Raw genomic sequence first — 19,258 nt, 5'->3', positions numbered from 1 at the left:
AAGAGCAGGAAGTAGAAGCCACCGAGAGCGGCCCCGCCGAGGAGGCCGGACACCCAGTTCCCGGCGTGCGCCGGAAGCAGCGTGGCGACGCCGAGCAGCGCGGTGACCGCTCCGGCGGCGGGCAGGGTCAGCTGGTCGGGGAGCCGGTGGACCCGGCGGTCGATGGCCGCGAGGAGCACGCCGACGGGGGCCAGCAGCAGCCACACGGCGAGCTCGGGGCGGGGGCCGACGGCCGCCGCGAGGACGGCGCAGGCGAGGGCGGTGACCACGGGCACGAGCACACCGGGCGCGTAACGGGCCCCGGGCAGCGCGGCGTCCGCGTCACCCGGCGCGTCGCCCGGGTCCGGGGCCGAGTCCGGATCCGCGTCCTTCGGCCCGGCGGCCGTGTCCTCCGCAGCACCGACCGGCTCGCCCGTACCGCCGCCCCCGGCTCCGGACCCGGCGGCCGTGGCGGTCGTCACCGGCACCGCCTCCGCGCAGGCGGCACACCGCGCGGAGCCGAGCCAGCCGCCGAGGGCCCCGGTCAGGGCGTGGCCCTCGGGGCAGGTGTCGCGCCAGGTCTCCTCCGGTTCGACGGAGAACCGGTAGGCGGCGCGCGGGACCAGCAGCCCCGACGCCGCTCCCCAGAGTGCGGCGAGCGCTGTCAGCATGGCGTACACGTTGCCGACCCTAGGCGGGCGCCGGACACGGGTCATGGGTCCTGGGGCCCACCTCGTACCGTTCCGGACCCAGCGGCCGTCACCGGACGCTACCGTCGTGGCCATGGCTCAATGGCGCAATGGCAACGGCATGTTGACGGTCAGCGACGCACGTGAGGGGCAGGGGCCAAGAGCACCGGAGACACCGGAGGCACCGGCGATACCGCTGCGGATCGCGGCCACGTACCGGACCAGGAGCCGGGGGCTGCTCGGACAGGACGGGATCGACGGCGCCCTGCTGATCACCCCGTGCGGGAGCGTGCACACCTTCGGGATGCGGTTCACCATCGACGTGGCGTACGTGGACCGGAAGTTCAACGTGATCGCCGTCCGCACGATGAAGCCGGGCCGGCTCGGGCTGCCCCGGCTGCGGGCCCGGCACGTGATCGAGTCGGAGGCGGGGGCGATGGAGTCGTGGGGGCTGCGGCCGGGGACGCGGGTGAGCATCGTCCAGGAGGAGACGGACCGGGTGCGCTAGTGCCGTGACCTCGAAGTGCCGTCGACGTCTTCGAGGTGCCGTCGATGTCTTCGAGGTGCCGTCGGCGCCGCACGGCGGGCGGCGGTTCGAAGACGGTGCCCGGCCGCGCGCGGAGGGTGATGGGCACGTGCCGGACGAAAAGCGACGGGCACGCTCCGGGGCGCGGCAGCCGAGCACGGAAGGGGCGGGTACCCGCCCGGCCGCCCTATGACCGGAGCTTGGTACGGGAGCGCGGCAGCGCCGGGGCGATCGACCACAGGACCTCGGCCTCGTCCCCGCCCGGGTTGTCCCAGGCGTGGGCGGCACGCGCCGAGAACGTCGTCGAGTCCCCCGCCTCCAGGAACCTGGGCTCGCCGTCCACGGTCAGCCGCAGCGTGCCCCGTACCAGATAGGCGAAGACCGTCTCGGCCTCCAGGCTGTACGCGCCGCCCGAGCCGCCGCCGGGGCTCAGGATCGTCCGCATGACCTGGACGTGCCGTTCCTCGGCAGGGGTGAGGAGGAACTCCTCGATGCCGTGCCCACCCATCTCCAGCCTGGCGCCCCGGCCGCTCTTGACGACGTCCTGGTCCGGATAGTCGAAGAGCGCGGCGATGCCCGTGCCCAGCGCCTCGCAGATGCGGATCAGGGTGGGCACGGAGACCGAGGTCTTGCCGCGCTCGGCGAGGCTGACGAAGCCCTTGGTGACGCCCGCCGCCTCGGCGATCTGAGCGAGCGTCAGCCCCTGCGCCAGGCGGAGCTCGCGCAGCCGCGGACCGATCGTGGACATGTGGCTGTCAGGGGCTGCGGACATGGCGGACACGCTACCTGGCGGTGGGGTCACGGGGAGTGGCCGGGGACGAACACATATCGGAGCACATGTCGGAAGGGTCTTTACCCGTCGAGTTTAGTGCTGTAAAACTCTGACGAAAGTTTAATGGCGCTAAACAAGGCGCCCCGGTGGCCGTCCCGTCCCCGTGACGCCCGCCCTCCCCCTCCCCCCTTGCTCGCCCCGCACCACCCGAGGAGTAGCCCATGAGCTCCCCGTCCTCCCAGAAGAGCACCGCACGCACCGTGCGCGGCGCCGTCTTCCGCTCACCCGGGCAGGAAGTGACCGTCACCGATGTCACCCTGGCCCCGCCCGGCCCCGGAGAGGTCGAGGTCGCCGTCGCCGCGGCCGGCGTCTGCCACTCCGATCTGCACGTCATCCGCGGCGAGTGGGACCACCCCGTCCCCGTCGTGCTGGGGCACGAGGGCTCGGGCGTGGTCACCTCGGTCGGCGAGGGCGTCACCGGCCTCGAACCGGGCGACCACGTCGTGCTCTCCTGGGTCCCGTCCTGCGGCACCTGCCGATTCTGCGTCTCCGGACGCCCGGCCGCGTGCAGCCTGGTCGCCGAGGTCGTCGCGCCCGGCGGGGTGCTGTACGACGGCACCAGCCGGCTCTCGATCGACGGCGAGCCGGCCCACCACTACCTCGGCGTCTCCTCGTTCGCCGAGCGGGTCGTCGTCCCCGCCTCCGGTGCGATCAAGGTGCGCGAGGACGCGCCGCTCGACGTGATCGCGCTGGTCGGCTGCGCCATCGCCACCGGGGTCGGCGCGGTGCGCAACACCGCGGGCGTCGAGCCGGGGGCCACGGTCGCCGTCATCGGGTGCGGCGGTGTCGGGCTGTCCTGCGTGCAGGGCGCCCGGCTGGCGAAGGCCGGCCGGATCGTCGCCGTCGACGTCGTACCGGAGAAGCTGGAGCTGGCACGTAGGCTCGGTGCGACGGACGCGGTCGACGCGCGGGACGGCGATGTCGTCGAGGCGCTGCGGGCCCTGGTCCCGGAGGGCCTGGACTACGTGTTCGACGCCATCGGCAAGATCGAGACCACCGAGCAGTCCATCGCGGCTCTCGGGCAGGGCGGCGCCGCCGTGATCGTCGGCCTGCCGCCGGCCGGCCACACCGCGCGCTTCGACCCGCTCGCGCTCGCCGAGGCCGACCAGCGCATCCTCGGTTCCAACTACGGCTCGGTCGACGCCGCCCGCGACATCCCGGCCCTGGTGGACCTCGTGGTGTCCGGCGACCTCGACGTGGAGTCGATGATCTCGGCCCGCCGTCCGCTGGACGAGGCGGGCGACGCCCTGGCCGACCTCGCCTCGGGCCACGCCCTGCGCCAGCTGCTGATGATGGAGACGGAGAAGGAGGAGAACCGCAGATGAGCACCGCCGAACAGCAGACCGGGCAGCAGCCCGGTCCCCGGACCGGATCGCAGGCCGCGCACCAGCAGGCCGACGGGCTGGCCCACCGCTCCGTCTCCACGTTCGAGGTCGGCGCGCAGAGCGTCGCGAACGTCGCACCCAGCGCCGTCATCGCGTTCGCGCCCGCCAGCATGGCGGCGTCCGCGGGCAACGGCGCCTGGTTCTCGTTCTTCCTGGCCATGGCCGCCGTCCTGGCCATCGCGTACTGCATCTGCGTCTTCGCCCGCAGGCGCGCCGGGGTGGGTTCGCTGTACGCGTTCTCCCGGCTCTCGCTCGGGGCCCCCGGATCCTTCGTGACCGGATGGGCGCTGCTCATCGGGGCGGTGTGCATCGGCTCGGGCTCCCTCGCGGGCGCCGGATACTACACGGCGCGCGCCCTCGACCAGATCGGCATCGGCCTGTTCACCGGGGTCACCGGGGTCACCGGCCAGATCCTGCTCGACGTGCTGCTGGCCGCCGTCGCCGTGCGGCTGACGATCGCCAGCGTGCGGACGGCGGCGCGGGTCGCCTCCGTGCTGGAGGTCGTGTCGATCGTCCTCATCGTCGTCGTCCTGCTCCCCGCCTTCTTCAAGAGCGGGAACGTCATCGACACCGACCAGCTGAGCCTGAGCGGCTCCACCCTCGACGGGATCGTCTTCGCCGTGGTGCTGGGCGTGCTCGGCTTCGTCGGCTTCGAGGGCGCCGCCTCGCTCGGCGCCGAGGCCACCGACCCGTACAAGGCGATTCCCCGCTCCGTGATGGGCAGCGCGGTGCTGGCCGGTGTGCTCTACATGTTCGCGACGTACGCGCAGGTCGCCGGGTTCGGCGGCGCGGACGCGCTGGGGAAGAGCTCCGACCCGATGGACGAGCTGGCGGAGATGTCCGGTCTCGGCTTCCTGAAGTTCTTCCTGCACGCGGGCTTCGCCGCGTCGTTCGTGGCCGTGGTCATGGCCTGTGTCACCGTCGCCGCCCGGCTGCTGTTCGGCATGGCGAACGAGGGCGTGATGCCGGCCCGGCTCGGTGTCGCCCACCCGCGCCACCGGACCCCGTCCGCGGCGATCTGGGCCGTCACCCCGTTCATCGCCCTCCCGGCGGTGCTCGTGGTCGGCGCCGGGACCGCGCCACTGGACGCGACGACGTACATCGACACCATCGGCGTCTTCGGCTACATGCTGAGCTACACCCTGGTGTGTCTGGCCGCGCCCCTGTTCGTGCGCCGGATCGGGGCCCGTGGTCTGCTTCTCACCTGGGGCCTGGGGCTGATCGGCGCCGCCGCGATGATCTACGTCTTCTACCGCAACCTGTGGCCCGTGCCCCAGTGGCCGCTGAACGTGCTGCCGTACGTGTTCGTCGGCGCGCTGGTCCTCGGAGTCGTCGGCTTCGCGGTGCTGCGGGTGCGGAAGCCGGAAGTGGCGGAGCGGGCGGGAACGTTCGCGGACGACCTGGACTGACCTCCGCCACCCGTCCCGTACCTGCCGCCTCCGGCCCTCGCCGCGTCGCTGCCCCGTTCTCCCGCGCGTCCCTCGCGGGCGGTGCGGGGCATCGGCCGTTGGGCCCGACTTTGGGGCCAAGGGCCCAGGTCACCCGGCTCGTACGTCCGTACGCTCACGTCCACACCCGCATGCACAACGGCGGGTACGGGCAGGGCACGTGGGCGTCGGAGAGGAAGAACCGTGACGGGTGGCGGGGGCTGGGGAAGCGGAAACGCGGGCCACATACCACCGGGGGGCGGAGGTGGTGCCTCCGGTGCGGGCAGCGGCGTCTTCTTCGCCCTGACCCGCAGTTGGGCCGCGGGCGCCCTCGTCTACATCGCCGCCGGATACCTGGTGTCGCGCGGGCTCGTCGAGCTGCTCGCCACCGAGGAGCGGCTCGCCTCGTTCGGCTGGCGCCTCGGCCTGCTGCACGTACCGAACGTCATCACCACGGTGCTCACGGTCCTCGCCGCGATCCGTGTGCTCCCGTACGAGCGGCGCGAGTCCCGGGTGCTGACGCTGCTCGCCGCGCTGGGTGTCCCGGTGGCCGCGGTCGTCTACGGACTCGCCGTCTCCTGGCATCTCGTGGGCTTCGAGGGCACGTTGATGCCGGTCGTCACACTGGCGACCGGCTCCGCCGCGGGACTGGCCGTGCACCGGCTGCTGGAGGACCGCGAGGACCAGGAGTCGCCCACGTCCTACCCGTACTCCTGGCGGGACAGCGGGGCCACCGCGATGGAGTACCTCGGGGTGATCGTCCTCGTCGTCACGATGATCGGCGCGATGGCCGTGGCGGGCATCGGCGGGCAGATCGGCGAGCGCATCCTCTGCGTGATCAGCTCGATGGGCGGCGGCGGTGGCAGCTGCTCCTCGGGCGGCGGCGGCGACACCACCGCGAAGCCGAAGACGGACGCCGACTACGAGCCCAGGATGTGCCAGGTCTCCAGCATCTCCGACACCGTCGGCGGCAAGGTCAAGATCGGCTGGTTCGAGTGGGGCAACGAGTACGGCTTCCAGCAGAAGGTCAGCCAGGCCAACACGGACGTGAACGGCGACGGCAAGGTCGACGACAACGACAAGCTGGTCTACATGACGTTCACGGACGCCGCGTCCGCCGGAGCCACCGCCAGCACCCCTGGCGTCAAGCTCGGCAAGCTCGGCAAGGCGGACGTGGACGTCGGCGGCGGCGTCAAGATCACCAACGGTGACACCTGGGTCTTCAAGAGCGAGGAAGAGGCCCAGAAGATGCGCGACGACATCGAAGAGATGAAGATGTGGGAGACCTCCACCAAGTACAGCGGTGGCTACGGCGGTGGCTGGTACTCCGGCATGAAGTGGGCCGACAAGAAGAAGGACGTCGAGAAGAAGATCGGCGACAAGAAGATCTCGTACTCGACGATCGGTCTCAACGCGTACGCCGACGGCGGTCTCTCCATCAGCTCGGGCGACGAGTCCAGGCTGGGCGCCAAGCTCGGCGGCAAGGCCAAGTTCTCCCCCGAGGTGACCATCACCAAGGACGACGTCAACGGCAACGAGTCGTACACGTACACCGCCAAGCTCGAACTGGAGGGCAAGGTCAGCGGCACGGCCGGCCCGTACGGCGGCGCCGCCTCCGCGAAGGACAACCGGACCGGGGCGGTCACCGTCACCCGCGACCAGAAGACCGGCAAGATCGTCCGCATCGACATGACCCAGACCCATGAGGGCGGTTCGACCGCCAACAAGGGCGACATCAGCGGCGACAACGGCAAGAAGGACGGCGACAAGCGCGGCGGCAAGATCAGCGGCGGCGACTCCTCCGGCGACACCGGCATCGAGGTGACGACGAACTCGATCATCTTCGGCAAGGACACCGACCAGGCCACCGAGGACAGGCGGGCCGTCGCGGAGCAGTGGCTGAACGGCTCCGGCAACAACACCGCCCCGTTCGAGTACATGTTCGGCGACCACTCCATGCAGCAGAAGCCGACCGGAACCGACCCGTTCGAGCAGCTGATGTTCCAGGACGGCCTGTCGAGCACCATGAAGTACCACGGTCAGACGGACGCCCAGGAGTTCGGCTTCGAGGTCTCGCTCGGCATGAGCCTCGGGTTCTCGATCTCGGACGAGCACAAGAAGGAGACCCTGACGGACGCGGAGTTCCTCGGGGCCCCGAACGGCGACAAGCGCTCCTACCTCCCGTACAGCTACTGCGCGAAGTAGCGCGGAGTCGCTGGACGAGGGAGCACGACCGTGCCGGCGCGGGTCGCCGGGACGGGTAGCCAAAGGGGCGGCCGTACCTGTAGCTGTAGTGCCGGGAAGGGCGCGGGTGCCATAAAAGGCACCGGCACCGGAAAGGGCACCGGCCACGGGTACGGCCGCCCGTTCGACGGACTGCGCACGGAAATCACGCACGACGAAGAGGCGATGGACGATGACGACGACGATGAAGATGTCCCGGGCAATCGGCGCGATCACCGCCGCCGCCATCGGTCTCACCCTGCTCACGGGCTGCGGCGACGAGGCCGCTTCCGTCCCGGAGGGCTGGGGCACGCTCGACACGAAGAGCCTGTCCGTCGGCTACCCCGAGAAGAAGGGGTACAAGGAGCAGCCCGCCGCCGAACGCGCGAAGGCGAACGCCGCCGTGGCGCTCAAGGAGGAGGGCGGGCTGCGCACCGGCATGGTCTCCGTGCAGCTCGACTTCGCCACGGGCGTGGACGACGCCGCTGAGGCCGCGGCCGCCGCGGGTGCGGGCATCGGCCTCGGGACGACCCGCAAGGAGACCTCGGACGTGCGGCTCACGGGGCCGGAGAGCGCCCGGGACGCCCGAAGGATCGACTACGAGTTCACGTCGAGCGGCAAGGACCGAACCCCGGCGCAGGGCACGCCGATGACGGGCGTCGTGGTCGCGGGCGTCGATTCGAAGCACGTGCCGTTCGCCGTGCGGATCAACGCGGTCAAGGGCTCGCTGAGCCGGCAGGACCTCGACGCGTTCGTCGAGTCGATCACGGTCAAGTAGCGTCGGGCGGACACGCGGCGGCGCGTCCGTGGAGCAGTCCGGCCGCGTATCGGCGCACTCGGCAGCAGCGCACTCACGGAGTCGAGTCGACGGATCAGGAGCACCCCGGTCGAGTCGACGGACAGGGGCACTCGTTCATGCAGATCCTGCCCGGGGGCACGGCCACCTTCCTGCTTCTGTTCGGCCTGCTCCTCGGCGCGTTCGCCGTCCGGTCCGCGCTGCGGCTGCGCCGGGTGCTGCGGCTGATCCGGCACGGTGAGCACGTCGAGGGGCGGTGCGCGGACCGCCGTACGGTCGACCGGGGCCCGGGCTCGGGCCGCGGCTACGCCGTCGAGTACGTCTTCGCGTTCCGGACCCGCGACGGCCGCGAGATCGAATTCGCCGACCACGCCCCGGGACCGTTCGGCTTCGAGGTCGGGGCGCCCGTCCGGGTCAGCTACGACCCGGCCGACCCGGCGAAGCACGCCACGGTGGCCGGGCCGGGGGCATGGGGCCCGGTGGTGATGCCCGCGCTGTTCGCGCTCATGCTGGGTGCGTTCGCGGTGGGGCTGCTGGCGGGCTTCGCGGCTGTGCGGGGCTGGCTCTGAGGACGTAACGGTCTGCGGGGACGCGGGGCGGTGGCGGTCCGCGGTCGCGGATTCGACGGGCCCCTCTACGGCCACGGGTTCATCGTCATGCGCGGACGACGAACCGGCGACCGACGGTCAGACGGCAGGCGGCAGGCGGCAGGCGGCAGGCGGCAGGCGGCAGGCGGCAGGCGGCAGGCGAGTCGACCAGGCCGGCGTCCGCCGGACACCCTTCGACCGCGTGGACCGCCCCGCCACCTATCGGCTGGGGACCTCGCTCCCGAACAGCATCCACGGCGACTGGTCGAAAGACGCCACCCCGGACAACTGCGGCTGCATCGCGGCGATCTCGTGCCGCACGGCGAGCGTGTCGGGCCAACTGTCGAAGAACGTCGTCCCGTTGACGACGACCCCGTTCCAGTCGGTCGCGGCGGAGGCGCCCTCCCGGTCGACGACGAACCCGATGCAGAGCACCGATGCCCGCCCTATCGCCTCCCGGATGGCCCGCGCGGCGAGTTCCTGCTCGTCCCGCGTCAGCTGTCCGAGGCCGAATTCGAGCGCGACGACGCCGTTGCCCGTCTTCCTGACCCGTGCCGGAACGTCGGTCCCGCCGTCCGTCCAGAGCAGGAAGTCGACGCTGTCGATCCGTTGCAGACCGGCCAGCAGCACGAGTTGTTCCCGCGTCACCCACGACAGGGTGCCCCACGGGTCGGGCCCCGGCCCGATCAGCGTGACCCGCCTGGTGACGGGGTGGTTGAGCCGGAGTCCCGCCGCGTCGAGGTCACCGAGAAGCGACTCGGCGTCGGGGCGGCTCCAGCCGAGGTGGTACGAGTAGAAGAAACCATCACTCATCGACACATCACCCCATGAAACGGAATCAGGTGGAGCGTGCAGATCAAGGTGCGCGTGGACACGCCGGACGGGCGCTCGTGGCGGCGCCGTCCAGAGGCTCACGGTTGGTCGGTACGAGCGTAATGAGCCACGCCCGCCCGGGCGTGGGCCCACGGGCCCAGCCACGGGCCCCATTGGGACAATGCGGTGGACAGGGGTTCCCGGATGCCAGATCGTGTACGCCGATGACACGCACCGATTCGCCTCCCGCTTGGGACGAGCGCACCCAGCTGGCCACCTTCCTCGACTACGCACGCGACACGGCACGCGCCAAATGCGAGGGGATCTCGCCGGAGGACGCCCGCCGGGCCCCGCTCCCCGGCTCTCCCCTGATGACCATCGCCGGGCTGATCAACCACCTCAGCTGGGTCGAGTACTACTGGTTCGAGGTGGCGTTCCTCGGCGGTGAGGACGAGGGGCCCTGGACCGAGGAGGACCCCGACCGCGAGATGCGCATCGCGGTGGAGATGCCGCTCGCGGACGTGCTGTCGGCGTACGAGGCACGGACCGCCCGCTACCGCGAACTGGTCGCGTCCCACGACCTGGACACGCCCGCCAAGCGTCCGCGCGCGGACGGCAGACATCCCGACCTGCGCTGGATCGTTCTGCATCTGATCGAGGAGACCGCCCGGCACAACGGCCATCTCGACCTGATCCGGGAGATCGTCGACGGCACCACCGGGGTCTGAGCAACGGGCCGGGGCCCTGCTTGGGACGCATGGACCCGGCCCTGGACACATGGGCCCCGGTCCGGATCGCCCCTGTCAGATCAGCGCCGCCCGGGGCGCGATGTGCTCGGCGATCTGGTGGGTGAAGCTGACCGGATGGCGGTCCGGGAGGACCTGGATCTCCCCGACCCCCAGACGCGCGTACGCCTCCGCGTCGGCGAGGAATCTGTCCGGCCTCTCCAGTACCGGCCCGTTGTACATCACGGTCTTCTCGACCGCGTCGTAGTCACGGCCCTCGGCCGCGCAATGCGCGCGCAGCACCCCGAGCTTGTGGGCGACCTCCTCCGGGCCGGTGGCGAACAGGTTGCAGGCGTCCGCGTACCGGGCGACCAGACGCAGCGTCTTCCGCTCGCCTCCGCCGCCGATCATGATCGGCGGGCGTTCGCCGATCGGTTCGGGCACGCACAGGGTCTCGGCGAGCTGGTAGTGACGGCCCCGGAACGGGCCGTTGTCGTCGCTCCACATCTGCAGGCAGATGAGGATCGTCTCCTCCAGCCGTTCGAACCGTTCGGCGACCGGGACGACCGGCACGCCGAGCCCGTACTGCTCCCGCTCGTACCAGGAGGCCCCGATGCCGAGCCTGGCCCGACCGCCGGACAGCACGTCGAGCGTGGTGACGATCTTCGCCAGCAGGCCGGGGTGCCGGTACATCACGCCCGTGACCATCAGGCCGAGCGTCATCCGTTCGCTCAGCGCCGCCGCGTAGCCGAGGGTGGTGTACCCCTCCAGCATCGGATCGTCGGCGACGGTCTGCCCGGTCTCCATCTGGAAGTAGTGGTCCATCACGGTGAACGAGGCGATGTCCGCCTGTTCGGCGACGCGTACGGACTCCGCGAGGGTCGGCGCGATGAGGGCGGGGTCGGCCGGGGTCGAGTAGTTCCAGTAGTGCAAGCCGAGCTTCATGTGCGGCCTCCGCGGGTCGGGGAGGGCGGCCGGGGACGGAGGCCGGCCCGCAGGCCACCCGCACGTCGGCCGACTGCTCCGGGTGCCCGATGGTTCACGCTATGCGAGGCCGCGCGCCCACCGCCGCCCGGCCGAAGCAAACGGGTCAGGGGCGGTGGCCGGGGAGGCAGGCGCCTGCCCGGCCGGAGAACCCGTGCCCGAAGAACCCGTGCACGGAGAGCCCGTGCACGGAGAGCTCGTGCCCACGGCGCGTACGGGTCAGTCCCCGGCCCGGTGCCACGGCCGGTCGGGCCGGGTGGGGCGGGCGTCCGCGGACAGCCGCAAGGCGTACACCGGCTGCTCGCCGGGAACGGGGCCGAGGTAATCGTGACCGGTCATGTGGCACCAGGCGGGCAGGTCGAGCGGGGCGGCCGGGTCGGTAGCGATCACATGCACGACGGTGCCCGCCTCCGCGCCGTCGATCACCTTCCTCAGGCGGAGCAGGAGCGTGACGCAGAGCAGGCCGGTGCCGTCGACGGTGAGGCCCGCGGGCGGGGTGGGAGTGGTGGTCATCCGGGCCTCACGGGCCAGGGACTGAGTGACGCGCCACAGGCGACGCGGGAGCTCGCCCTCTTCGAAGGCGTGGACCTCGTTCAGGGTCCAGCCCTCGGCGAGGGCGTCGACCAGGCCCCGGGAGAAGAAGTGCACCGCGAAACCGTCGTGCTCGTAGATGTCGTCGCCGAGGGCCTCGCCGGAGGCGTAGTGGGCGTCACCGGTGTGCCTCACCGTGTAGACGAAGACGCCCCCAGGCCTCAGCACGCGCCGGACCTCCCCGGCCACGGCGTGGATCTCCTCGGTGGACAGGGCCATGCACAGCAGCATGTGCGCGAACACGGCGTCCACCGACGCGTCCGCCAGCGGCAGGGGATCGCGCACGTCGTGCACCGCGGTGGTCACCCGCCCGCCCACTCCCTGGTGGTCGGCGTCGGCACGCAGTTGCTCCAGCCCGATGGCCGAGAAGTCCAGGGCCCGTACGGTGAAGCCCTCCCGCGCGAAGTACAACGCGTCGCGGCCGTGTCCCGCGCCCAGCTCCAGCACGTCCACGGCCCCCGCCTCCCGGAAGACCCCGGCGGCGTGCCGCGCGGGCAGCGAGGGCTCCTGCCCGTACATGCCCGGGTGCGAGCCGTAGGTCCGCTGCCAGTGCTCGCGCTGGGCCTCGCCCAGCTCCCGCCCGTCGCCGCTCACGCTCCGCGCCCTCCTCCCGCTCCCCGGCCGGTGCCGTGGCTTCACCGACCACCCTAAAGCGCCCCTATCCATGCCGTACCGGCCCCCACCGGCCCTCGCCCCGGCCCGCTCCGCCGACCCGGCAACTCGCCCGCGGCGAACCGAACCGCGCCGGAGGCGGCCCGGGACGGCCGGCCCGGCCTCCTGGCACGACACGACATGACACGGCAGGGCCCGGCCCCATGGGGTGCGTCCCCACGAGACCGGGCCCTGCCGTCGGCGCGGATGTCTCAGGAAGAGCCGCCGCGCGGGAAGGAGACCTCCACGCGACGGTTCTTCTTGCGGCCTTCCTCCGTGCTGTTGCTCGCGACCGGATACTGCTCGCCGTACCCCCGGATGTCGAAGGCGACGGTCGAGCCCAGATCCTTGACCAGCACCGACTGCACCGCGTTGGCGCGCTGCTTGGACAGCACGTCACCGTGGGCCGCCGAACCGAGGTTGTCGGTGAAGCCGAACACCCGCACCTTCGTGGCGTTCTGCTTCTTGATCTCGGCCGCGATGGCCGCGATGCGGGAGTGCGCCGCGGGGCTCAGCTTCGCGCTGTCCTTGCCGAAGAGGACCTCGGCCTGGAGCGCGAACTTGACGTTCGCGTTGCTGTCCTCGCGACGCTCCTCACCGCCCTCGTCCTCGATCACCTGGACGATGTCGAGGACCTTCGCGGGTGCGAGCGTGCCGCCCTCGGGCATCTTCAGGTCGGGATCGTTGGGGTCGATGTGGACGGGAGGCACGGAATTGGCCTCCATGCCGGGCGGCACGCTCGGGTCGTCGGCGACCGCGTTCGACGCCCCCAGGACCATGGAACTCGCCGCGAGCAGAGCGACCGCGACGACATGGCCCGCGAGCCGCGTCGGCCTGCGGCGGGTCGAGGTGTGGGTCATGTCGGCCATCACCCAGAGATCTTCAGCGAGGTGGTGGCGAAGGTCGGCAGCATGAAGTCGACCTCGGTGGTGGTGGCAGGGGGTGCCGGGAACTGCATGAACACCGAGGCCGACTTGCCGGCTTGGAGCGGCACGAGGTTCGTCGTGCACAAGCAGCGGTTCTCGGTGTCGCGAAGAACGTAGTAGCGCTTCTTCCCGACCTTGTCGATCAGCGCGGCGCCTGCGACGGAGTTCGGATTCTTCTGCACGATCAGACTCTCGGAACCGGCCCACCCCGCTACGGGCCGGGCTTCGCCGCTCTCGTTCTTGATCTCGCCCTGCACCGTGACGAAGCCGCCGGAGTCGCGCTTGACCTGATGAACGATGAGCGTGACCCCGTTCTGCCCCCTGACCTCAGCGAGCTTCACATTCGGGTCCACGTTCTCCCCGGCAGCGGTGTCCTCCTGCTTGGCACCCTTCTCCTCGTCGGAGGAGTCGGAGGACGTGGACGGCACGGCGGAGGACGGTGAACCGTTGCTCTCCGACTTTCCGCCGTCATCTGTACCGCAACCGGCCACTGCGAGAGCCAGGGCCGCCGTCAGCGAGACGGCCGCCACGACTCTTCGGGATCTGGTGGAGCACCGAATGCTCATGGATTCTGATTCCTTTACTCGTCGTTCGCTGTCAGTCGTCGACCAGACGCACGTCAAAGAGGATCTTGCTCACCCGGTCCCACGGGGGCGGACTGCTCGGCCGGATCTCCAGGAAGTCCCCTCCCTTGCAGGAGAAGAAATAGATGTCCTGGACGCCGTCGTCGTTGAAGTCCACGGACTCCCAATCGGGGCAGCGCCACTCGATCACGGCCGTTGCCGTACGCTCCGCCCGATTCTTCTCGGAACCGGGAAGCACTGGCGAGTCGACCGAACCTCGGCCTGTGACCTCGACCTCGATCCGATCTCGATAGCCGCCAGGCATCGCCTGACATCTGTCAAGTTTCGCATCGTTCTCAGATGCGAACCCACTCGCGGCAGGACAGCCGAGTACCGGGTGACCCTGGAGAAACGCGTCCAGCATCTTTCCGGGAAGCGAAGCAAGAAAAGGGCCCTCAAACTGCTTACGGGACTCGGATGCGGCGGCCAGCGCTGCTGAGTCCGCCGCGCCCTGAGCCCCGTTGCGCAATGCCGCAGCCTTACCGACAGCGAAGAACGCAAACGCGAGCAAGAGCAGGAATGCCACCATCATCATGTAGATGGGGAAAACCTGCCCTGCATCGCGGCCTTGGCGACCAATCATCAGCTGGCGGTGATGGAATCCACCAGGCCCTTGATGCGCTCCGAGATCGCGCTGCCGATGCCCGTGGCGACGATCGCACCGATGATCGCCACGACCACCAGGATGATGCCCAGGTACTCGAACGCCGTCTGGCCGCGGTCCTTGGCCTCGTAGCGCTTCTGGATGGCGCTGACCGCCGTGTTGGCCCAACCGTTGACGCGAACGGCGGTCTTCAGGGTGATGTTCGACATGGGGTTCCCCTCCGGGTTCGGCCGACCGGTGGCCGGCCGACTCGCACGTTTCGTGGGCGTCGCCCGCGGATCCGGCTTCCTCCTGGCCGGAGCCGCCGGCGACGTGAGAAACATACGGCGAAGCACCTTGTCCGCCGGAGGGTCCCAGGGCCCATTCCCGGGCCCAAAGCGTCAGTTGGGTCTCGGCCGGCGCGTGCTGGGCCCCACGCCCCGCACGTACAGCGGCGATCCGGTTACCGTTCACGCTCGCACGATCAGCCACGGCGACCACCGGACCCACGCGCCCCGGGCACCGTCGCGGGAGCCGTGCCGAGCCAGCGGGCGATGGCCTCGCTGCGGCTTGCACTGTGCAACTTCGTGAAGATCCGGTTGATGTGGTTCTTGACCGTCTTCTCGCTGATGAAGCAGGTGGCGGCGATCTGCTGATTGCTCATGCCGGACGCGATCAGCTCCATGACCTCCACCTCCCGTGAACTCAGCCCGTACTGCTGTCTGTTGAGGGGTGTGCCCACTCCCCCGGCCATGGAAGACTGTGCCACAACCGGTTGCAGATGCGAAAGACCCTGCGGCGGTCGAGCTTGTCGCGTCGCAGGTGGGGCGGCTTCGGGCTCGGGGGTGTATGCAGGCGCATCGTGGTGCTTGGCGAGGCCCGGACCGTGGCCGTCGGCGCCCGTGCCCTGGTACGGAACGGCCGTGGTCAGGGCCGTGCCGAGCCCCTCCGGAAGGGGTCGCCCCCGCGGGACCGGGCCCTGACGCATGTGGGCGAGGAGGGCGTTGGCTGCGGTGGCGGTGAAATGGGCGCGACCGTTCTTCGTGTCGCGTACCGCCTGTACCAGTTGGTCGGCCGTGAATTCGCCGTGGACCAGATAGCCGCTCGCGCCCAGGCGCAGCGCCTCGTGGACTATCTCGTTCTCGCGGCTGTAGGTCAGCATCATGACCGGTGCCACCTGCACGAGGTGCGGCAGCGCGGATATGCCGTCGACGCCGGGCATCCGGACGTCGAGCAGGACGACGTCCGGTCGGTGCCGGACGGCCATGTCGTAGGCCTGCCGTCCGTCCACGGCCTCGGCGACGACGTCGATGTCGTCCCGGCCGGACAGCAGGACACCCAGGCCGGCCCGGACCACGGGGTTGTCGTCCGCGACGACGACCCGCAGGGCTCCGACGGCCGGTGGGGCCGGCGGCGCGGGGAAGGGGGGCAGGGACTCGGATGCCGCGGACTGCTGGGTGACGGGTACGGGGACCGGGAACGCTTGGGCACCGGTCTTTGAGGTGAGCGGGGTGACGTGCGAGGACATGTGCTGGGAGGCGTTGTTCCGCGCCGCCCAGTTCTGGTCCGACGCGCGGGAGACGTCGTCCGGCATCTGCGACCTCCTCTCAGGGTTCTATGGGGGGTGAGGGTGGATTTCGATCGGTTGGGTCCGGCCGCTGTTCGGCTTCGGTGGCCTGTCGATGGCCGGTCATCCGGGTTGCTTCGTTTCTGCCGTGGTGCTGAGAGCGGCGACCGGAAGTTCCAGGCGGACCTCGGTGCCCTTGGCCGCCTGACCCTTTCCGATGCGTATGCGGGCACCGATGGTCGCGGCCCGTTCGACCATGCCGACGAGGCCGAAGTGTCCGGCGTGCCGCAGGTCGTCGAGGGTGACGCCTGCGGGCAGACCGCAGCCGTCGTCGTACACGCTGACGCGCAGGACGTCGCCCTTCACGCCTGCGAGCACGATGAGGTAGGTGGGGCAGGCGTGGCGGTGGGCGTTCTCCATCGCCTCGGAGGCGATGGTGAGCAGCTGGCGCGCGACCGCCTGGGGGACCTTCGGCACGGGGATGTCGTCGTACAGGCGGAAGGTGGCCGTGAGGTCGTGACGGCGACCGAAGTCCTCGGTCCGGGCCTGGAGTTCGCGTACGACGTCCACCCCTCCGTCGAGTCCGGACTCGCGGCGCAGGTCGGAGAGGAGCTCCCGGGATTCGGCGGCGGCGCGCCGGGCGGCGCGGGCGACCAGTTCGGCCTGGTGCTTGATGGTGGACGGGTCCATGCGGTCGGCCGATCCGGCCAGACCGTCGGCGGCCAGAGCCAGGCCGTGCAGGGTCTTGGCGACCGAGTCGTGCATCTCGCGGGCGAGGCGGGTGCGTTCGCTCTCGACGGCCTCGCTGACCGCAAGGCGGGCGCGGGTCTCGGTCAGGGCCTGGCTGGCCGTTCCGAAACGGAGGAGCAGATTGCGCAGGGCGACACCGAGAGCCCCCGCGATGACGCAGAAGCCTGGCAGGAGGACCGCCGTGGCGTCGGCCGAGTACAGCTTCGAGCCGGTGGCGTACACGCCCAGAACGATGACGGCCTGGAGAACGGCGAAGACCGCCGCACCCCGCCAGCCGGAGACGAGACCGGCCAGCAGCGGGGTGCACACGGTGACGTAGGCGAGTGTGGATTCGGGCGTGGCCGTGACCAGCAACAAGGCCCCGAAGAAGGCGTCGATGCCGAGCAGCCAGGGGTGGCGCAGCAGCACGGGGCCGAAGCGCTCCCAGTCGCGGAACAGGACGTAGCTGCCCATGAACGTGACGAGGATGGCCGAGCCGATCAGCCACATGGGCGCGCCCTGGGCGGTATGGGCGATCGCGAACGGCGTGGCCATGGCGATCATCGCGAGCCGGAAGCCGAAGACCTGCCGGCACATCGCCTGGAGCGCGTTGAGCTGGATCGCGAACGCCGGGCGCGAGCCGGGGTCGGCTATCGCCCGGCGCACCTCGGCGTCCAGTCCGGTCTGGGTTCCCCCGAGTGGAAAAGACATGAGCCTGTCACCTCCCCTGTCCCGCCCTGCCCGCCGGACCCGCCGGCCTCGCCGTCCACGTCATCCGCCCGTGAGGAAGCCGAAGTCGACGTTGGCCCCGTAGACGAAGCCCACCGTCAGCAGCACCAGCGTTCCGGGGAGCAGGAAGGTCGTGACCGCGAAGGTCGCTTTGGGGACGGCCCTGGCGGCCTTGCGGCGCGCGTTCTGGGCGTCGGTGCGCCGCATGTCGTTGGCGATCTGGATCAACGTCTCGACGATCGGGGCACCGAGCTCCTCGCCCTGCTGGAGCGTGGTCACGAACATGGCGACCTGCTCCGAGTCGTTGCGCTTGCGGAGCTGGTCGAATGCCTCGCGGCGGCTGACGCCCATGTCCATCTGACGCAGGGTGATGCTGAGCTCGTCGGCCCAGGGGCCCTCGTACTTCTCGGCGACGCGGGCCAGGGCCTGGCGGAAGCCGAGACCGGCCGACACGACGACGGCCAGCACGTCGAGGAAGTCGGGGAGGGTGCGGTCGATGTGGTCACGGCGTACGCGCACCGCGGACCAGATGCCGACCTCGACCCAGAACATGCCGAATGCGATCAGCACCAGGGCCAGGAAGAGCTGACCGCGCATGAGCATCGTGAGGGCGCCGAACGCGCCGAGGCCGCCGTAGACGGCGCGGCGGGCGGCGTAGCGGTCGATGGTCAGACCGCCCGGATTGCCCGCGAGGTCGATCTGGCGGCGCTTCTTGTTGACGGCCTTGGGGCCCATCATGCGCAGCACCGCGGGCGCCCAGCGCATGCCGAGCCGGTCGATGCCGGAGCCGACGGCGCTGGTACGGGTGGCGCCGACCTCCAGGGCGATCGCGAGGTCGCCCGGGAGCTTCGCATCGCGCCGGTACATACGGATGCCGGCGGTGATTCCGTACACCGCGAGGCCCATCAGGCCGGCGAGCAGCAGGTCCATGTTTCCCCCGCCCATCAGACGTCGATCCGGGACATACGGCGGATCACGATGAATCCGATCGTGTAGAGGGCGATGGAGATGACCACCGCGACCTGGCCGATGAAGGCGCCGGTCATGCGGTCGAGCGCGCCGGGCATCACCGCGTTCATCAGGAGCATGGCGCCGAGGCCGAATATCGGGACGGCGTAGGCGGTGACGGTCACCTGCGACAGCTGGGTCTTGACCTCGCGCCGGGTCTCCTTGCGCTCCTCCAGCGTCTCCGTGAGGTTGCGCAGGGAGCTGACGACCGTACCGCCGGCCCGGTTGGACAGGACGAGGGTGGTGACGAGGACGACGAGTTCGCGGGAGGGCAGCCGGTCGGTCATCTCGCTGAGCGCGTCCTCGAGGGGTTCGCCGACGGCGAGACGGCGGGCGACCCTGGCCAGTTCCTCGCCCGCCGGGTTCTCCATCTCGTCGGCGGCCATGCCGATGGACGTGCGCAGGGCGAGGCCGGCCTGGGTGGCGTTGGCCAGGATGCGGGCGAGTTCGGGCAGTTGGTTGATGAAGCGTTCGGTGCGCTTGGTCCGCTGCCAGTTCAGGAAGGCATTGGTGCCCCAGAGGCCGATGAGGGCGGCGACCGGGCCGAAGAAGCTGGCGAGCATGGACGAGGCGATCATCCACAGCGCGGCCATGGCGAGGATCGCGTAGACGAAGAACTCGCCGGGGGTGATCTCCAGGCCGGTGGTGGCCAGCTTCAGTTCGAGCTTCTCGCCGAGGGCGGTCTTGCGCAGCCTCCTGTCGATGGCCCGGAAGCGGCGGTGGCGCCCGCCCTCCGTGACCGAGCCGGTGCGCGAGAGCCGGTCCACCAGGGCGTCGCTGTCGGCCTTGCCGCCGGAGTAGGCGTGCAGACCGGCGACGCCCGTGACACCGGCCAGCAGGGTGACGCCGATCGTGAGAAGAGGGAGATTGGTCATGGCTCGGTAC

The 19,258-nt window shown here is 70.6% G+C and carries 20 protein-coding genes; 7 read left to right on the top strand and 13 right to left on the bottom strand.

Annotated elements, in window-relative coordinates; all coding sequences use genetic code 11:
- The coding region (locus AMK22_RS03460; protein ID WP_242433818.1) for a prepilin peptidase at nucleotides 1-659 on the bottom strand (659 nt) is incomplete at its 3' end.
- A 103-nt stretch (nucleotides 660-762) separates the two neighbouring features.
- Between AMK22_RS03460 and AMK22_RS03455 the strand changes: the two genes are divergently transcribed.
- Nucleotides 763-1,176 (top strand): DUF192 domain-containing protein, encoded by a 414-nt coding sequence (locus AMK22_RS03455; RefSeq protein ID WP_073781978.1) that lies wholly within the window; start codon nucleotides 763-765, stop codon nucleotides 1,174-1,176.
- Nucleotides 1,177-1,381: 205 nt separating this feature from the next.
- On the opposite strand, the gene AMK22_RS03450 is transcribed toward AMK22_RS03455, so the two are convergent.
- On the bottom strand, nucleotides 1,382-1,966 hold the full coding sequence (locus AMK22_RS03450) for a helix-turn-helix domain-containing protein (protein WP_242433817.1): 585 nt from the start codon (nucleotides 1,964-1,966) through the stop codon (nucleotides 1,382-1,384).
- A gap of 221 nt (nucleotides 1,967-2,187) precedes the next feature.
- Here AMK22_RS03450 and AMK22_RS03445 point away from each other — a divergent pair, with 221 nt between their 5' ends.
- The 5 genes from AMK22_RS03445 (at nucleotide 2,188) to AMK22_RS03425 (ending at nucleotide 8,426) form a co-directional block, all read left to right on the top strand.
- The gene (locus AMK22_RS03445) at nucleotides 2,188-3,351 is read left to right on the top strand and encodes a Zn-dependent alcohol dehydrogenase (RefSeq protein ID WP_079185903.1); all 1,164 of its coding nucleotides are present in this window, start codon (nucleotides 2,188-2,190) and stop codon (nucleotides 3,349-3,351) included.
- Nucleotides 3,348-4,820: an APC family permease gene (locus AMK22_RS03440; protein ID WP_073781715.1), complete on the top strand. Its 1,473-nt coding sequence runs from the start codon at nucleotides 3,348-3,350 to the stop codon at nucleotides 4,818-4,820. Before AMK22_RS03445 ends, AMK22_RS03440 begins: the two co-directional genes overlap by 4 nt.
- 222 nt (nucleotides 4,821-5,042) lie before the next feature.
- Nucleotides 5,043-7,043 (top strand): hypothetical protein, encoded by a 2,001-nt coding sequence (locus tag AMK22_RS03435; protein ID WP_073781714.1) that lies wholly within the window; start codon nucleotides 5,043-5,045, stop codon nucleotides 7,041-7,043.
- A gap of 229 nt (nucleotides 7,044-7,272) precedes the next feature.
- On the top strand, nucleotides 7,273-7,839 hold the full coding sequence (locus AMK22_RS03430) for a hypothetical protein (protein ID WP_073781976.1): 567 nt from the start codon (nucleotides 7,273-7,275) through the stop codon (nucleotides 7,837-7,839).
- 137 nt (nucleotides 7,840-7,976) lie between these two features.
- Nucleotides 7,977-8,426 (top strand): DUF3592 domain-containing protein, encoded by a 450-nt coding sequence (locus tag AMK22_RS03425; protein WP_073781713.1) that lies wholly within the window; start codon nucleotides 7,977-7,979, stop codon nucleotides 8,424-8,426.
- 237 nt (nucleotides 8,427-8,663) lie between these two features.
- Here the strand turns inward: AMK22_RS03425 and AMK22_RS03420 are convergent, their stop codons facing one another.
- The gene (locus AMK22_RS03420) at nucleotides 8,664-9,257 is read right to left on the bottom strand and encodes a hypothetical protein (RefSeq protein WP_073781712.1); all 594 of its coding nucleotides are present in this window, start codon (nucleotides 9,255-9,257) and stop codon (nucleotides 8,664-8,666) included.
- Between the two features lie 224 nt (nucleotides 9,258-9,481).
- On the opposite strand from AMK22_RS03420, the gene AMK22_RS03415 reads away from it, so the two are divergent.
- Nucleotides 9,482-9,985, top strand: a complete 504-nt coding sequence (locus tag AMK22_RS03415; RefSeq protein WP_073781711.1) for a DinB family protein — start codon at nucleotides 9,482-9,484, stop codon at nucleotides 9,983-9,985.
- 75 nt (nucleotides 9,986-10,060) lie between these two features.
- On the opposite strand, the gene AMK22_RS03410 is transcribed toward AMK22_RS03415, so the two are convergent.
- The 10 genes from AMK22_RS03410 to AMK22_RS03360 form a co-directional block, all read right to left on the bottom strand.
- Nucleotides 10,061-10,927 carry an LLM class F420-dependent oxidoreductase gene (locus AMK22_RS03410; RefSeq protein WP_073781710.1) on the bottom strand — a complete coding sequence of 289 codons (867 nt, stop codon included), beginning with the start codon at nucleotides 10,925-10,927 and terminating at the stop codon, nucleotides 10,061-10,063.
- Between the two features lie 258 nt (nucleotides 10,928-11,185).
- Entirely contained in the window at nucleotides 11,186-12,151 is a 966-nt protein-coding gene (locus tag AMK22_RS40515) for a methyltransferase domain-containing protein (protein ID WP_242433815.1), read from the bottom strand.
- A gap of 269 nt (nucleotides 12,152-12,420) precedes the next feature.
- A complete protein-coding gene (locus AMK22_RS03395) occupies nucleotides 12,421-13,068 on the bottom strand; it encodes an OmpA family protein (RefSeq protein ID WP_107430465.1) in 648 nt (215 codons plus the stop codon).
- An 8-nt stretch (nucleotides 13,069-13,076) separates the two neighbouring features.
- On the bottom strand, nucleotides 13,077-13,700 hold the full coding sequence (locus AMK22_RS03390; RefSeq protein ID WP_073781708.1) for a hypothetical protein: 624 nt from the start codon (nucleotides 13,698-13,700) through the stop codon (nucleotides 13,077-13,079).
- Nucleotides 13,701-13,731: 31 nt separating this feature from the next.
- Nucleotides 13,732-14,340 carry a pilus assembly protein TadG-related protein gene (locus AMK22_RS03385; protein WP_073781707.1) on the bottom strand — a complete coding sequence of 203 codons (609 nt, stop codon included), beginning with the start codon at nucleotides 14,338-14,340 and terminating at the stop codon, nucleotides 13,732-13,734.
- Nucleotides 14,340-14,570: a hypothetical protein gene (locus AMK22_RS03380; protein WP_073781706.1), complete on the bottom strand. Its 231-nt coding sequence runs from the start codon at nucleotides 14,568-14,570 to the stop codon at nucleotides 14,340-14,342. The genes AMK22_RS03385 and AMK22_RS03380 overlap by 1 nt, the downstream gene beginning before the upstream one ends.
- Nucleotides 14,571-14,824: 254 nt before the next feature.
- Complete coding sequence (locus tag AMK22_RS03375; RefSeq protein WP_073781705.1) at nucleotides 14,825-15,934, bottom strand: response regulator transcription factor; 1,110 nt, start codon at nucleotides 15,932-15,934, stop codon at nucleotides 14,825-14,827.
- 96 nt (nucleotides 15,935-16,030) lie between these two features.
- Nucleotides 16,031-17,347 carry a sensor histidine kinase gene (locus AMK22_RS03370; protein ID WP_073781704.1) on the bottom strand — a complete coding sequence of 439 codons (1,317 nt, stop codon included), beginning with the start codon at nucleotides 17,345-17,347 and terminating at the stop codon, nucleotides 16,031-16,033.
- A 60-nt stretch (nucleotides 17,348-17,407) separates the two neighbouring features.
- Nucleotides 17,408-18,295 (bottom strand): DUF5936 domain-containing protein, encoded by an 888-nt coding sequence (locus AMK22_RS03365; RefSeq protein WP_073781975.1) that lies wholly within the window; start codon nucleotides 18,293-18,295, stop codon nucleotides 17,408-17,410.
- A 14-nt stretch (nucleotides 18,296-18,309) separates the two neighbouring features.
- Complete coding sequence (locus tag AMK22_RS03360) at nucleotides 18,310-19,248, bottom strand: type II secretion system F family protein (RefSeq protein WP_073781703.1); 939 nt, start codon at nucleotides 19,246-19,248, stop codon at nucleotides 18,310-18,312.
- Nucleotides 19,249-19,258: the final 10 nt, after the last annotated feature.

It is taken from the genome of Streptomyces sp. CB01580, assembly GCF_001905795.1.
Lineage (GTDB): Bacteria > Actinomycetota > Actinomycetes > Streptomycetales > Streptomycetaceae > Streptomyces.
The sequence above is the reverse complement of the archived record's forward strand: the minus strand, read 5'-3'. Positions and strand labels throughout refer to the sequence as shown.